A 14,460-nucleotide genomic window follows, 5' to 3' on the forward strand; every position below is an offset into this window, starting at 1 on the left:
ATTACGTCGGGCTTTCAATACAGAGTTTAAATACACCATTGACAGAGGTAGAAAGTTTATTCTACCCTTAGGTAAAACAAACGTTCTACCTGGTATGTCAAATAGTGAAAGAAAAAATCGCAGCAAGCCTAGAAAAAGCATTCAGTCAGTATGGCTTCGCCGAGCCGAGCGTACCCCAACTCAAAAACGCCTGCGAAGTCAGCCTGAGAACCCTGTACAAATACTACCCCTCCAAGGAAGCGATGATTGTTGCAGCTCTCGAGCATCGCCATCAAAGGTATTTGAGTTTTTTGCTCGAAGACGCCCCTGCCAATGGAACACCGGCTGTATTACACCTATTCACTCGCCTCGAGGATTGGATGAAGGAGTTTGCACCGAATGGCTGCATGTCCATCAATGCATTAGCAGCCTATCCAGAAAATCTATCTATTAATCAAGCAGTAAAACAACACAAATTGGCGGTTCGTCAGCTTATGGTCCAACTAAGTCAGCGAGAAGACCTCGCAACCACACTCTTCTTGTTACATGAAGGTCTATCCAACGCATGGCCGGTTCTCGGTCACGCTGCCTTTGCATCCGCTGAACACACTCTGCTAGAACTAATGAAGGAGAACAATCAATGACCACAATCCCGAAAGTCATGAAAGGCGTCCAACTTATCGGTCATGGTGGGCCAGATATGCTTCGTTACCGCGATGATATACCTGTGCCAGTCCCCTCGCCTGATGATGTATTGATCCAAGTTGCCGCCGCCGGAGTCAATAACACCGACATCAATACCCGAACAGCATGGTATTCTAAAAATGACGCCAATAGCATGGATGCAAGTTGGTCAGGAGACGCGCTATCTCTCCCTCGAATCCAAGGTGCCGATGTATGCGGTACCATCGTCGCTGTTGGTGAGAATATCTGCCCATCACGAATCGGTCAGCGTGTGCTCATCGAACCATGTATTACGCGCTTCAACAGTCAAGCACTTAGCTCGCCTTGGTACTTCGGTTCAGAATGTGATGGTGGCTTTGCTCAGTTCACTGTTGTTGACAGTAAACATGCATATGCTGTGAATAGTAGTTTATCGGATATCGATTTGGCCTCCTTCCCTTGTTCTTATTCAACTGCCGAGAACATGCTTGTCCGCTCTAATGTCACAGCGAGCGATACCGTACTGATTTCAGGGGCATCCGGCGGTGTTGGCTCTGCCGCAATCCAACTGGCGAAGGCGCGTGGAGCATACGTCATTGCTATCGCCAGCCCAGAAAAGAAAGAACAGATCACGGCATTAGGAGCAAACCAAGTTATCCCTCGCGATGCAAATTTAACAGCGACTCTCGGAGAAAACAGCGTTGACGTAGTGATTGATTTGGTCGCAGGAGAGCAGTGGCCACAATTTCTTCAGGTACTAAAGCCAGGATCAAGATACGCTGTTTCCGGCGCCATAGGCGGCCCAATTGTCGAGCTGGATGTAAGAACTCTTTACCTTAAAGACCTAGCGTTATTTGGTTGTACCGTTTTGGCACCAGAAGTATTCGGTAACTTGGTTCGCTATATCGAACAGAACGCAATTCGTCCCTTAGTCGCGGAGTCATTTCCCTTGAACCAGATAGGTCAAGCGCAAGAAGTATTTTCACGCAAGCAACATATTGGGAAACTGGTTTTGGAAATCACATAGCTTTTGTGATTAACAACGACCTATACAAGTCATTGTAATTTGAGAACCCTTTAAGCATTCTACAAAATGTTCAGTAATTAGGAGTGCGCTACGGTTGGCTTAGCTTGTTATCCCTTTTCATCACGCTAAGCCAGCTTGTAAAAATATGCGGTGTTTGCTTCTGAGTTATAAATGTTTAATACCAACATTATCTTACTTCTGGCGTTCATGAACAGAACCGAGATCTGAACGACTTCGGTGTTAAACCTACGATTCTATTAAATATTTTCCTGAACGCGCTCACATCTTGGTAACCCACTCTAAATGATATTGCGTCAAATGTTAGGGTTGTCGACTCAAGTAAATCACAAGCTTTTTGTACTCTTAAGCTTTGTATGTATTGGTTAACATTGAAACCTGTCGCCTTTTTAAAGCGTCGCTGCAATGTCCTTTCTGTTAAACAACTCAACTCTGCAAGCTCTTTATTGCTCAGTTTTCCTTGATAATGATCGTTTATATAGTGCTGTATTTGAACAATTACCTCATCACCATGTTGGAAGTTTGGAGTAAACTGTTGATAAAAGCGTTGCTCTCTCGGACCAGTATCAATAACCAACATTTTTCCTAACAGGCGCATTACTTCCGGTGACGCAAATAAGGAAACCAACTCCAAACCTAAATCCACCCATGACATCATACCCCCAGCCGTAATGATCGTTCCTTCGTTAATAAGGATGGCTTCTTGTCTTACGTGGATATCGGGAAACTGACTCGCTAATGAAGGAGCCAAGCCCCAGTGTGTCGTACAAGACTTATTGGTCAACAACTGGGTTTGAGCAAGAATAAAAGTACCAGCGCAGGCGGAGGCTAAAATCGCACCTTTACTATATTGGACATTTAACCAGTCGAGTAGCTCTGGCTCTGGTTCTAAGTAATATTGACCAGTGCCGCTAGGCGGAATCATTACCGCTGTTTTCACATCGAAGTGCGTGTTTGACCAGTGATCCAATATCTCTACTTCAAAGTGCACATCAACGCCCAATTTAGCCGCCGCACGGTTTGCCATCTCGAAGAGTTCGCTTAAACCATATACGGAGGCTTGCGAGCTATCTGGGTAATTAACGAGTGCTATTTTCATTTATCTTCAAGTGTCGCTTTTTGACTCTTTTGTGTCATTTTAGACTCTAAAGAAGGTAGCTAAAAGTCTTTATATTATTCGTACCGCAATGATCCTCAATAAAAGGAAAAGAAAATGACTCAAAAAGCCCTACTTGTAATTGATTTGCAAAACGACTATTTCCCAGAAGGAAAGTTTCCTTTATGGAATACAGAATCGACTTTAGACAATGTTAAGAGAGCAATAACTAAAGCCAATGAGCAAAACATTCCTGTGATTCATATTCAGCATATTGCCGACCCTGCCATGGGTATTGCCCCATTCTTCAATGAAGGCAGCGACGGTGCCAATATTCACCCAGAAGTTCTTGCTTTAGCGCCGAATTCCGAAATCGTGGTAAAGCACTTCGCAGATAGCTTTGAAGGAACACGTTTAGAAGAAGTATTGGCAAGCAAAAATGTAACGGAGTTACTTGTATGCGGAATGATGACACAAAACTGCGTGACACATACTGCTATCTCAAAATCTGCGGACAAGTATGATGTTTCGATCTTAATGGATAGCTGTACCACGGTCGATGAAATGATTCACAACATTGCACTTCACGCTGTCTCAACGAGAGTTCCCCTCGTAACTATTGAAGATAAGCTGTAATACACGTAAAACCTTTCGCTCACACAATGCGGGCGAAAGGTCACACATATATGCACTTTCATTGATATTTGCTTACTTTGTGTTAAACATTGGTTTCCAAATAGTTACAAGGAAACGTTTATGAAATGGATAGTCGTATTGTTTATTAGCTTATTTTCAGTTTTCAGCCATGCGAAAGAGTGGAAACAAATTCGCTTCACTGTTGAAGGGGCTTACCCCCCATTTAGCTGGACGACAAAAGAGGGAAAGCTAGAAGGGTTTGAAGTCGACCTCGCTAACGCGTTATGCAAAGAGTTAGAAGTAAAGTGCGTTATCTCAAAAATGGATTGGGATGGCATCATCCCTTCTCTCCTTAGTCGCAAGAACGATGCGATTATTGCTGCAATGACAATCACAGAAGAACGAGAAAAGAAAGTCGATTTCACCGTCCCTTATGCAAAAGTACCGACTCGTTTTGTAATGAAAAATGATAGAGAAATCAACATGGATGACGGCAGCCTAAATCGTTTATCTATTGGAGTTCAAAGAGCCACAATTGGTGATAAGTACCTTTCGGCCTTGTATCCAGATATTGATATTCGTCGTTATGGTACGTTCGATGAGGCATTTACTGATCTACTCAATGGACGGTTAGATGCTGTATTTGGCGGCTCAATCGGTTTAAGTGCTGGTTTTCTTGAAACTGCACAAGGTGAAGGCTATCACTTTACTGGACCAGCGTTTACAGAGGAAAAGTGGTTCGGCCGTGGCATTGGCGTAGCAGTGAGAAAACAAGACAAAGAATTAAAAGCATTACTCGATAGCGGAATACAAAAATTGATCCAGAGCGGTAAGCATAAAACCATCGCCAGCAAGTATTTCTCCTATAGTATTTACGAGTAACCTCTTTATCTTTTTATAGCCTGCGCGGTATAGGAAACTTCCCTTTCCCTATATGGCGACAAAAACAGAGCCCTCGAGCAATCGCCCGAGGGTTATTTTTATAAAAAAGCCCAGGTATATAAGTAACCCGCTCCCATGGCCATCGTTAAGATAACGATTAGGAAGGCAGCAATCATCTGGTTCTTAAAAATTGATTTCAACAAAATTACTTCTGTAAGACTTGCGCCAGCACTACCAATAATAAGCGCCATAACAGATCCAAGAGCCATACCTTTTTGTACTAGTGCCGCGCTAAGTGGAATGACCGCCTCTGCACGGATGTACAATGGAATAACAATGATTGCTGCGACCGGAATCGCGTACCACTTCGCTTCACCAGCGAACTCCGCAATGAACTCCGTCGGGATGAAGCCATAGATAAATGAACCAATCGCAATGCCCATCATGAGATAAGGGAACACTTGCTTAAAGTCTTTCCAAGTTGATTGCCAAATACGTACCCAGCGGCTAGGCTCTTTCTCTTCCACGACTGTCGCTGTTGCACTACCGTCTGATGAACAGCAGGACACTTCCACTTTAGGTTCAGGTTTTGGTGCATCACCACAACAAGATGTTTTCGCCGCAACTGGCGTAGGTTCATTGCAGGCGCTGGTACTACAGCTTGATGCTGGTCTCGCTTCTTCTTTTTTCTTGCTTGAATCGCCACAAGAAGTACCGCACGAAGAAGAACCTACCGCTTGATATGCTTCTGGTTTGACGTAACGCTCAAACCCTAGTTTTTCAAGTACATAACCTGCTACCACTGATACTGACATCGCAATAGCAAAGTAAAATACCGCAACTTTCCAACCAAAAGTCACCACAAACAAGGCAATAATCACTGGGTTAAGCAACGGGCTTGCAAATAGGAACACCATCATAGGTCCAAAACCTGCTCTTGCACGCAACAAGCCTTTTAAGAAAGGAATGGTCGAACACGAACAGAAAGGCGTAATCGAACCTAGCAACGCAGCAATGAAGTAACCTTTACCCTTTTTCGAGCTGAGAATAGATTGAATTTTTTCTGGCGTTAGAAAATCTTGCAACACACCGACAATGTAGCTAATTGCCAGAAATAAGATGATAAGTTCGGTTGCTAGAAACGCAAACATATCCAGCGCTTCTTTAGCCATAGTTATAATTTCTGTATTCACATTTACTCTCCTCGTCATTTTCGCTAACGAGCTTACCTGATAGATAAGCTTTTATTTCGATGATTCTAGAATCACAAAAAAAGATCAACAAAATATTTCCATAAAAATGGAATAATAAGACTAGTCAATACTTATCAAAAAGTTACATGTCGTTAGCTATGCAGACTGGTTGTCGATGATAATTTCAGAGCATCTCGAATCCTTTTTATCAAACATAACCTAAAATTATCAAAATAAGAAAAAACCATAATTATTGCAGCACCACGCTCTGAGCTAGTATGACTTTCGACCATTCTTAATAATAAGGAAAACCTATGAGAGCGATAACTTACCAACGAGATAAAGATACTTTCTCTTTATCCGAATTACCTACACCAAAACTAGAAACCCAATTTGATGTATTGGTTAAAGTTAACGCTGTTGGTTTGAACCCTGTCGATGCAAAAATTCATTATTGGTCAGACATGGTCACTAACATGGATAACAATTTTGTTGGCGGGTTAGACGTATCAGGAGAAATAGTCTCTGTAGGCGATGCGGTCGTTGATTGGAAGGTTGGCGATAAAGTGTTGTATCACGGAAACATGAGACGCCATCACGGAGGATTCGCTGAATTTGCAATCCATGATTCAAGAACGCTTATAAAACACCCTCAGGTTCCGGTTGAAGTAGCAGCATCTACACCTTGCGCAGCCTGGACCGCATATCGCGCTTTGGTAGACAAGCTCGATATTTCAAATCGAAGCAGCATTTTTATCGCCGGAGGTGCTGGCGGCGTTGGAAGCTTTGCTATTCAGTTAGCAAAGACATTTGGTGTTGAACAGATCATTGCTACTAGTTCAGAAGCTAATCACGCATATTTGTCCTCGTTAGGAGCAACCCATACGATTGATTATCATCATGAAGATGTAGTTCAACGAGTAATGGACATTACCGGAAATCATGGCGTTGAGGTTGCACTCGATTGTGTAGGCGGTGATAACGACCGAATTGCAGCCTCGGTATTAACCTTTGAGGGAGAAATGGTGGAGCTCGTCAAGACTGTCGACCCTTCTCAATATCCAGATGCCTTCTTAAAAGGCTTGGGCTTCCACCAAATAAGTTTGGGCTCTGGTCATGTCTTTGGCGAGAGAGGGTTTGCAAGTATCGTTAATGCCGGAAAGGAAGTGTCTGAGCTATTAGAAAATGGAGAATTGGAAGTACCGAAACTGAAGATCATCGGCTTAGAGGATGTAGGTAACGCACTCTTGGACATGCGAAATCAGAGAACAGTTGGAAAGATTGTCGTTAATCTGAACCAAAAATAATTAATAAAGATCTCGAGGAAAACTGGCAAAGTAATGAGCAAGTTAAAGCATCTTGTTACTTTGCCAGATATGAAAGACCTTTATTTTGCCTATAACGATGAATGAAAAACAAAACCTCTTGCCATACTTCCCTGCGCTTCACCAAAATTAAGCGTTTTCGAGAGTGTCTCTCCAAGTCGCTAGCAATTTAATATGACGTGGTTCAATCCCACAGCAACCACCAATAATGCTCGCTCCCTGCGCATGCCACTTTTTAGCATACTCAAGATATTCAGTCGGAGAGAAATGACGAACTTCCTGAATGGTCTCGTTGGCTTGGTGCGCTTGCTTTATCGGAGCAAAGCTATTTGCGAAAACACCTATCGTCAATTCTCTACCTGACTCACTCAATACTGCTTGTGTATCTATGATCGCTTGCTCGACAACTTCAGGAATAGAGCAATTGAAAAAGATACCTGAAACATTTGTTTTCAACAGCGTATTAACCGCGACTTTAAGAGATTCCCCTGAGCGAAGGCGAGGCAAAGAGTTAGGCTCATCCATTAAGGTGAAAGCAATATAATTGGGCTTATCTGTTTTGGCTAAAATTATTGATAGAACTTCAACTTCAGCGAGGCTAGACACGGTCTCAGCTAACCAAATATCAACATATTGATCTTGAGCTTCAAATAACTCAGAGGCCACTTCCAGTGCCCTTTTCGGCTCGAATAATTCAGGCCTGTAAGACCCCATTACAGGAGGAAGAGAGCCCGCAACGAGCACTCTATCGTTAGAGCTGGTGACTACATCTCTGGCAATTTTAGCTGCAGATTTTGCTAACTCAGTCCCCCGTTTTGCATAGAGTTCCTCGCCTAAGTGAAATGGGACACATGCATAACTGTTGACAGTGATAATCTCTGCGCCAGCGTCTATGAAATTCTCATGGGCCATTTTTACATGTTGTGGTGATTCAATTAGCGCTTGTGCACTCCAAAGCGGCTGAGAAAAAGGGGCGCCAATACGTTTTAACTCTCGCCCCATGCCACCATCTAAAATTGTTACTTTCTTCATTTAGACATCCATACCGCCAAACATCCATAAGCTCTATTCAAACACAATTTTTATCAATTCAAAATGAAATTGTTATGTTTAAAGTGAACAAAACTTAATGGCTGATTAAACACTCTAGTATTTACCAGACCTTTCATTCGGACCAAGATAATGTTATCGCCATTAACTTCGAGTAAAAAGCCCATTATCTATGTCTCTCGGCGAGGCGGGCGTTACGAGCCACAATAGTGCATGAAGTGATTGAGGGACTAACCCTCAATCAAATTTTCTTTTTATTATAAGACCTTAGATAAAAACTTCTGTAATCTAGGATTGGAGGGGTTATCAAAAAATCGCTCAGGAGAGTCAGAAACCAAAAGCTCACCATCTTCCATAAACAACACCCTATCAGCGACCTCTTTTGCGAAACCCATTTCATGAGTAACCACGACCATGGTCATTCCGTCCTTGGCCAAATCTTTCATCACATCAAGAACTTCTCCAACCATTTCAGGGTCTAGTGCTGATGTGGGTTCATCAAACAACATAATGTTGGGCTTCATTGCTAACGCACGAGCGATTGCGACGCGCTGCTGCTGTCCGCCTGATAAATGATTAGGATAATTATCCATTCTCTCCGACAGACCAACTTTATAAAGCAAATCTTTTGCTTCTTTCTTCACCGATTCAGGGTCACGTTTAGAAACCTTTAAAGGTGCTAACATGACGTTCTCTATCGCCGTTTTATGTGGAAAAAGGTTGAAGCCTTGAAATACCATGCCCACATCAGCGCGTAGTTTATTGATATCCGTAGATTTGTGGTACATATCGATACCATCTACGATAATAGACCCACTATTTATTGTCTCTAATTGATTGATCGTCCGTAAGAATGTTGACTTACCAGAACCTGACGGTCCTACGATGACAATCACTTCCCCTTTTTCTACATTTACCGATACGTCCTTGAGCGCATGGCAGCCATTAGGGTAAATTTTATTAATTGTTTTTGCTGAAATAATGTATTCCATTAATGACTCCACCATTAATCACTTGCTGCCAATTTCTTTTCTAACGTTTGTATTGCCCAAGATAAGGTACTAGTCAGAAGCAAATAAAGGGCCGCTACGGTAAACCAAACTTCAAATGGGGCAAAACTACCACTTACGACTTCCCTGCCCGCTTTTGTCAGATCAGTAATCGAAATCACGGAGACAAGTGAGGAATCTTTTATCAGGTTGATAAACTGCCCGGCTAAGGGAGGTAATGTCTGCTTAAACGCTTGAGGTAAAATGACATAAATCATCGCTTTGGGATAATTCATTCCTAGTGAACGCGCCGCTTCCATTTGTCCTCTTGGGATTGACTGGATTCCTGACCGCACAATTTCTGCGACGTAAGCGGCGGTAAACACGGAGAGCGCTATCACTCCCGCAGTAAAACGCTCAAGGTCAAGCACAGTACCAATAAAGAAGTAAACGATAAAAATCTGTACTAAAAGAGGCGTTCCACGAATAACCTCGACATACACAAGCGCCAGCTTTTTTAATGCCGGATTGCTGGATATACGCATTAGTCCGACAACTAAGCCCAACGCTAGAGCAATGATAAGTGACCAGAGTGAGATTTTAATGGTCGTCACAACACCATCTAAAATTGGGCCAGAGCGCCACTCTTTTATAGTTGCTAAGGTATCTCCTTCAAAAATAAGATCACCTTCATAGACGTCGACAGACTTATATTGGCTTAGTTCAAGAACAATATCACCATGAATACTCTCCAGAGCCAGTTGGTTATTCTCGTCGAGAATGATGTTCCCATCGACAGGCGCGGTAATGGATGAAGCAGCGTTAGTGGCAATATAAGGAAGGACACGCTCCCAATTCCAGCTGTAATCGATTCGCTTACCTGACAGATAGACAAGACCGCAAATTGATAGCAAAACAAGAACAAAAACAGCGTTCCACAATAGGGATTTAAAGTTATTTTGCATGTGATTCCGAGAATGACTTTGATTAAAGTTGGTTGGGTATTTGAATAAAGAAAAGCGTTAGCTTCACAGCGCGAACCGTTTGGTTGGCGATGAACCAAGCCAGAAGCTAACCGCTCCTCTACAATAACAATATGATTACTTGACTTGCTTTAACCATTTATCGTCGTTAAACCACTTATCGTAAATGCGATCGTAAGTTCCATCGCCCTTAATTTGACGTAAATAGTTGTTTAAGAAGTTGAGCGTATCTGGATTTCCTTGCGGCACAGCCCAACCCAAAGGCTCGTAAGTAAACGGTTTAGCCAAGTGCATTAACTGCCCTTTGTTTTCCGCCACATAAATAGAGTTGTAAGGAAAGTCATAAACAAACGCATCTACCTTTCCGTTGGCAACCTCAAGTACCGCTTCAGACTGAGTTTCGTATAGATTTATCTTAGCTTTCGGAAGGTATCGTTTTACCGCTTGCTCACCCGTTGTCCCAAGCTTAGTTGCAACAACATATTCTGGACTATTGAGATCACGGTAACTAGACACTTTACCTTCATGCTTGAGATCTACGAGAATGGATTGGCCAATAACCACATAGGGATCAGCGAAATTCACCTGAGTATTTCGCATAGGTGTGATCGTCATCCCGCCCATAATCATGTGACACTTACCAGTCAACAGTGTTGGGATAATGCCATCCCATGAAGTGTTTACCGGCACAAACTTAACATCCATGGCACGCGCCATTTGCTTACCCAAATCGATATCAAACCCGATGTACTGCCCATTTTTTGCTGTCATTTCAAAAGGCATATACCCAGAATCAAAGCAGACTTTTAGCTCCCCTGTACTTTTGATGTCGTCTAAAATTGGGTCTGCATTAACCGTCGTCGAAACAGCTAACCCCAGTGCAGCAAAACACAATAACTTTTTCATGGATATTCCTTTATCATTTGTTGTAAAGTTTTTTTATACACGACAAAAGAATAAAAAACCACAAATAATGACTTTTTAATCACTAGAATTTGTAGGATCGTTACTAAGCTGGAAGATCTGAATGAAAATCTATACCAAGCCATTGCAATTGAATTGCATGCATTAAGTGATTAAGTTGTAGGCAGGTCACTATAACGACAAGAAACATACGCTTTGACTGAATAGTCAGCGTTTCCGAGAGTGGTTTAATTATTGACGAAACCATACAGATATTCGCTTTTTCACATTGACCGTAATGTCAAAAGTGCTTGAGTTTTATTGTTGACAATTCTTCCATAGTCAATGGTCACAAATGTGATGTACAGCACATTTCTATAATGGCACTATCACCTTTGTCGAGAGATATTAACAAGGATTCGTTGGACATCTTGACTTTGTAATACAAATAAAAAGGTGACTATATGAAAAAACTAATGACGCTCTCATCACTATTATTATTCAGTTTATCTGCTACTGCTGGTATTCATGTCGAACACTCTACAAACAAAGTTGTTCTCAATGACTTTACGACAAAAGATGCCGCTTATAGCTCTGCGTTTGATCTTGTCGATGAATACCAAACGCTATCAAAACATGAACTTAGAAATCGTCTAAACATCATTGGAAGCGGTTTCCCTCGTGATATTGCAATCGATGATAGTAAGGTGAGAGTTGAAGAATACGCACTTAACCGTGATGAAGTTAAATATCGTGCAATCATAAACTTCGATTATCACTTCAGAACAAGTGACGGCGGTAAAAACTAAAAAATCATCTGCACCTTTACTTTCTTAGAGCCCTTCCTATTTTAAGAAAGTAAAGGTGTCTAATCACATTGAAACGACTGCTTTTCATAAATCGCTCTCTCCTTACATAAACAGTATCAATCCCTACATCTATCGTTTACATAAAAATCATTTTTCCAATCTTCATTGAGATACATTTCGTCGTTTGGCGCTTTATCATTCACTTGGTTCGCCATATGGATTCCACATCACTTAAATGAAAAAGACCCTTGAAATTGAGTTCACTTTTTTATGAAGATTAACTCAACCTAAGATTGACAATTGTCGTTATATTTTTCTCGTTTATAGCAATATATAAAAAACTCTTTTTGTTTTAATTAACCATAAAGCGTGAAAATAAAAAAAGGCAACAAGACACTTCTTGTTGCCAAAGAAAAAATACATCATTCAAAAAATATGAAAATGAAAACTAGCAGTGGACTAGCTAACAAAACCATTATATTCAAAACACTTAAACAAGTAACGATCAATATAATCCATTATATATGGATGAAAATCAGCACTTATGAAATTACACCGATAAATAAAAAAGCCTGAAAATAGTTTCAGGCTTTTTAGATTTATTAATTTTTTAGAATGAATATCTCGCAGCTATTGCAAGAATATCGTCTTCATTGTCTACATCTGTAATTCTGTATTCTGCTAGTGCTTTAAAATTAGAAGTCAAATCGTACTCTGCACCTAGTGAGTAGTAATCGACGACATCTTCATCATCACGCTCCAGATTGTTATAGCCAACTAGTGCCCAAAGCTTATCTGTTACTTCATAAGTGGCAACTGCTTCAATACCGGTGTAATCAATATTACTTTCAGAACCATCTTTAGCCCAGTTTTCACCATCACTGTATAAAACAGAGGCATAAAACTTGTCGTATTCAAATGCAATAGCACCCGTTAGCAGCTCTGCATCTTCTGCACCCGATTGCCCTTCACCTTCGTTGTAACCAAGCGCAACTTTGAAGCCATATGGCAACTTGTAGTCCGCCGCCGCACCATAAGAGGCTGCATCTGTTGACACTTCATCGTTTTCAGCCTGATAGCTAACATGAATATTCAAACCTTCATAGCTTGTCGTTAGCTTAAATACTGACTCGGAGCGACCGGTACCATATAGATCCGCACTTACGCCAGCAGCTTCATTACCAAACTCCGGGAAAATATCCGTGTAGTCAGATACTAAAGTGACCGCACCGTATTGACGTCCATAACTTACTGTTCCGTAATCTGCACCAACTCCTACATAGCCTTTTCGGATATCAAATTCATCATCTTCAATCCCATTAGCATCTCTGCGATTAGACTTAAATTCCAACTCATATAAGCCGAATGCATAAAGATCTTCATTTATTTTAGACTCACCTGAAAGTCCTACACGAATGTAGCTATTATCTCCGTCAGCATTTTTATCATCAGAGAAATAATACATCCCTTGCGCTCGGCCATGAATATTTAATACTGATTCTTGATCTTCATAAACTACGGATGAATTTGCAGAACTTGCAGAGAAAAGTGCTGCGATTGCGATCGACGTTCTTGTCATTTTCATTTAATTACCACTACTTGTGTTGTTTGAATCGAGTGAAATTATGAACAGTGGCAATTATTTTTAAAGTGCAAATTCAACCATATTCTATGGATAAATATAAACAAGCTCTCAATCTAAAACATTATGTCCTAGTACTCATATTAGTCGAGATAATCCATCCAAACAGGAGGCGTTCCTATTATTTTTTGAACAGTATCAATGAACAGTTTGGCTAATGGTTGTTGATTTCGGTGAGTATACATTGCATATATTTCCCCTATTGCGGGAAGATTATAATCAGGAAGCAACTGTACAAGATCTTGTTTACTCAAACTCTCCTGAAGAAAGAACTGCCCTATTAAAGCATACCCTAGATCAGATTTTACGGCATCGAGCATTAACTCAGTTTCATTCACGAAGTACTGCCCGTTGATATTATACGTTCTAACGTCGCTTGATGACTGGCTTGGCGCTATACGTAGCTTATCCGCCTTAAAGTTAGCATTAGAGTATATTACTGCTGGCATTTTTATAAGCTCTTCTGGAGAGCTCGGGGTTCCATACTTGTCAATAAAACTCTTCGATGCAACCAGTGCCATATTATTGCTTGCCAACTTACGCACTATCATGTTGGACTCTCGGATTGGTCCGATACGAAACACAACATCAAAACCTTCGTGGATAACATCGACTCGATTATCATCGAGCAGCAGCTCTACAGTAATGTTTGGGTACTGTTTTATAAACTCTTTAACTGCCTGATTTAAGTAAGCTCTGCCAAAGAAAGTGGAGCTTGATATTTTCAGGTTACCCTTCGGTTCATCCTGAAATGTAGCAGCAATACTACGAGTTTCAGTTAGAACCTCTCTTACTTTCTTAGCTTGCGCCACCATCTCAACACCAGCATTGGTCAGGGATAGCGAACGCGTGGAACGGTTTAACAGCCGTAAGCCCAATTCATCCTCTAGCTTTTTGATCTGTTTTGACAAAGCTGAACGATCTATATGATTTCTGTCAGCAGCTTTAGCAAAAGTTCCGTATTCAGAGACATCCAGTAGTAATTCAAGTTGGCTTGCGAGATCCACTGCACAATTCCTTATTTAGTTTTTATTCTTTATGTGATGGGAAATGGATTTTACAAAATTAATTTCAATTTTTTATGGTTCAAATTGCATCAGTGAATTGCAAATAATGCACGAATTAAAAACGCTTTAATTTTCGTCGCTATCTTTAGCTTCTGTTTAGTTATTCCTATCTATTATGGCTTATTACATTTAACAATACTCCACGTCTTTAAAACCCTAAACTGACCTTTTTCAAACCAAAATGCGAGCATTTTGACC

At 41.1% G+C, this 14,460-nt stretch carries 14 protein-coding genes; 6 read left to right on the forward strand and 8 right to left on the reverse strand.

What is annotated here, in order from left to right; translation table 11 throughout:
• The first annotated feature begins 101 nt into the window (after positions 1-101).
• Positions 102-623 carry a TetR/AcrR family transcriptional regulator gene (locus R7P80_RS21060; RefSeq protein ID WP_031777252.1) on the forward strand — a complete coding sequence of 174 codons (522 nt, stop codon included), beginning with the start codon at positions 102-104 and terminating at the stop codon, positions 621-623.
• Positions 620-1,669, forward strand: coding sequence for an alcohol dehydrogenase family protein (locus tag R7P80_RS21065; RefSeq protein WP_182039736.1), 1,050 nt, complete (start codon positions 620-622; stop codon positions 1,667-1,669). The genes R7P80_RS21060 and R7P80_RS21065 overlap by 4 nt, the downstream gene beginning before the upstream one ends.
• A 205-nt stretch (positions 1,670-1,874) precedes the next feature.
• On the opposite strand, the gene R7P80_RS21070 is transcribed toward R7P80_RS21065, so the two are convergent.
• Positions 1,875-2,786: a GlxA family transcriptional regulator gene (locus R7P80_RS21070; RefSeq protein WP_115386010.1), complete on the reverse strand. Its 912-nt coding sequence runs from the start codon at positions 2,784-2,786 to the stop codon at positions 1,875-1,877.
• A 114-nt stretch (positions 2,787-2,900) separates the two neighbouring features.
• On the opposite strand from R7P80_RS21070, the gene R7P80_RS21075 reads away from it, so the two are divergent.
• Together R7P80_RS21075 and R7P80_RS21080 are read left to right on the forward strand one after the other, a co-directional pair.
• Positions 2,901-3,419 carry a cysteine hydrolase family protein gene (locus tag R7P80_RS21075; protein ID WP_005377333.1) on the forward strand — a complete coding sequence of 173 codons (519 nt, stop codon included), beginning with the start codon at positions 2,901-2,903 and terminating at the stop codon, positions 3,417-3,419.
• A gap of 120 nt (positions 3,420-3,539) precedes the next feature.
• On the forward strand, positions 3,540-4,301 hold the full coding sequence (locus R7P80_RS21080) for a transporter substrate-binding domain-containing protein (RefSeq protein ID WP_005388903.1): 762 nt from the start codon (positions 3,540-3,542) through the stop codon (positions 4,299-4,301).
• 98 nt (positions 4,302-4,399) lie between these two features.
• On the opposite strand, the gene R7P80_RS21085 is transcribed toward R7P80_RS21080, so the two are convergent.
• Positions 4,400-5,473 (reverse strand): permease, encoded by a 1,074-nt coding sequence (locus R7P80_RS21085; RefSeq protein ID WP_263856727.1) that lies wholly within the window; start codon positions 5,471-5,473, stop codon positions 4,400-4,402.
• A gap of 335 nt (positions 5,474-5,808) precedes the next feature.
• Here R7P80_RS21085 and R7P80_RS21090 point away from each other — a divergent pair, with 335 nt between their 5' ends.
• Complete coding sequence (locus tag R7P80_RS21090) at positions 5,809-6,801, forward strand: zinc-binding dehydrogenase (protein ID WP_104975339.1); 993 nt, start codon at positions 5,809-5,811, stop codon at positions 6,799-6,801.
• 147 nt (positions 6,802-6,948) lie between these two features.
• Here the strand turns inward: R7P80_RS21090 and R7P80_RS21095 are convergent, their stop codons facing one another.
• The 4 genes from R7P80_RS21095 to R7P80_RS21110 form a co-directional block, all read right to left on the reverse strand.
• Complete coding sequence (locus R7P80_RS21095; protein ID WP_053304412.1) at positions 6,949-7,851, reverse strand: homocysteine S-methyltransferase family protein; 903 nt, start codon at positions 7,849-7,851, stop codon at positions 6,949-6,951.
• A gap of 275 nt (positions 7,852-8,126) precedes the next feature.
• Positions 8,127-8,861 (reverse strand): amino acid ABC transporter ATP-binding protein, encoded by a 735-nt coding sequence (locus R7P80_RS21100; protein WP_005377326.1) that lies wholly within the window; start codon positions 8,859-8,861, stop codon positions 8,127-8,129.
• Positions 8,862-8,875: 14 nt separating this feature from the next.
• Positions 8,876-9,823 carry an amino acid ABC transporter permease gene (locus R7P80_RS21105; RefSeq protein ID WP_005377325.1) on the reverse strand — a complete coding sequence of 316 codons (948 nt, stop codon included), beginning with the start codon at positions 9,821-9,823 and terminating at the stop codon, positions 8,876-8,878.
• A 135-nt stretch (positions 9,824-9,958) separates the two neighbouring features.
• Positions 9,959-10,747, reverse strand: coding sequence for a transporter substrate-binding domain-containing protein (locus R7P80_RS21110; protein ID WP_005377324.1), 789 nt, complete (start codon positions 10,745-10,747; stop codon positions 9,959-9,961).
• Positions 10,748-11,208: 461 nt separating this feature from the next.
• Between R7P80_RS21110 and R7P80_RS21115 the strand changes: the two genes are divergently transcribed.
• The gene (locus tag R7P80_RS21115; protein ID WP_005377323.1) at positions 11,209-11,553 is read left to right on the forward strand and encodes a DUF3316 domain-containing protein; all 345 of its coding nucleotides are present in this window, start codon (positions 11,209-11,211) and stop codon (positions 11,551-11,553) included.
• 610 nt (positions 11,554-12,163) lie between these two features.
• On the opposite strand, the gene R7P80_RS21120 is transcribed toward R7P80_RS21115, so the two are convergent.
• On the reverse strand, positions 12,164-13,138 hold the full coding sequence (locus tag R7P80_RS21120) for a porin (RefSeq protein ID WP_225491911.1): 975 nt from the start codon (positions 13,136-13,138) through the stop codon (positions 12,164-12,166).
• A gap of 140 nt (positions 13,139-13,278) precedes the next feature.
• Positions 13,279-14,202 carry a LysR family transcriptional regulator gene (locus R7P80_RS21125; RefSeq protein ID WP_017821684.1) on the reverse strand — a complete coding sequence of 308 codons (924 nt, stop codon included), beginning with the start codon at positions 14,200-14,202 and terminating at the stop codon, positions 13,279-13,281.
• Positions 14,203-14,460 lie beyond the last annotated feature (258 nt).

The sequence above is a fragment of the Vibrio sp. 2092 genome (genome assembly GCF_033339635.1).
GTDB classification, from domain to species: domain Bacteria; phylum Pseudomonadota; class Gammaproteobacteria; order Enterobacterales; family Vibrionaceae; genus Vibrio; species Vibrio alginolyticus.

What these genes read in the sequence shown, in the direction of transcription:
- R7P80_RS21065 (WP_182039736.1), top strand. Translation starts at nt 620, where the DNA reads ATGACCACAATCCCGAAAGTCATGAAAGGCGTCCAACTTATCGGTCAT.
- R7P80_RS21070 (WP_115386010.1), bottom strand. Translation starts at nt 2,786, where the DNA reads ATGAAAATAGCACTCGTTAATTACCCAGATAGCTCGCAAGCCTCCGTA.
- R7P80_RS21075 (WP_005377333.1), top strand. Translation starts at nt 2,901, where the DNA reads ATGACTCAAAAAGCCCTACTTGTAATTGATTTGCAAAACGACTATTTC.
- R7P80_RS21080 (WP_005388903.1), top strand. Translation starts at nt 3,540, where the DNA reads ATGAAATGGATAGTCGTATTGTTTATTAGCTTATTTTCAGTTTTCAGC.
- R7P80_RS21085 (WP_263856727.1), bottom strand. Translation starts at nt 5,473, where the DNA reads ATGGCTAAAGAAGCGCTGGATATGTTTGCGTTTCTAGCAACCGAACTT.
- R7P80_RS21090 (WP_104975339.1), top strand. Translation starts at nt 5,809, where the DNA reads ATGAGAGCGATAACTTACCAACGAGATAAAGATACTTTCTCTTTATCC.
- R7P80_RS21095 (WP_053304412.1), bottom strand. Translation starts at nt 7,851, where the DNA reads ATGAAGAAAGTAACAATTTTAGATGGTGGCATGGGGCGAGAGTTAAAA.
- R7P80_RS21100 (WP_005377326.1), bottom strand. Translation starts at nt 8,861, where the DNA reads ATGGAATACATTATTTCAGCAAAAACAATTAATAAAATTTACCCTAAT.
- R7P80_RS21105 (WP_005377325.1), bottom strand. Translation starts at nt 9,823, where the DNA reads ATGCAAAATAACTTTAAATCCCTATTGTGGAACGCTGTTTTTGTTCTT.
- R7P80_RS21110 (WP_005377324.1), bottom strand. Translation starts at nt 10,747, where the DNA reads ATGAAAAAGTTATTGTGTTTTGCTGCACTGGGGTTAGCTGTTTCGACG.
- R7P80_RS21115 (WP_005377323.1), top strand. Translation starts at nt 11,209, where the DNA reads ATGAAAAAACTAATGACGCTCTCATCACTATTATTATTCAGTTTATCT.
- R7P80_RS21120 (WP_225491911.1), bottom strand. Translation starts at nt 13,138, where the DNA reads ATGAAAATGACAAGAACGTCGATCGCAATCGCAGCACTTTTCTCTGCA.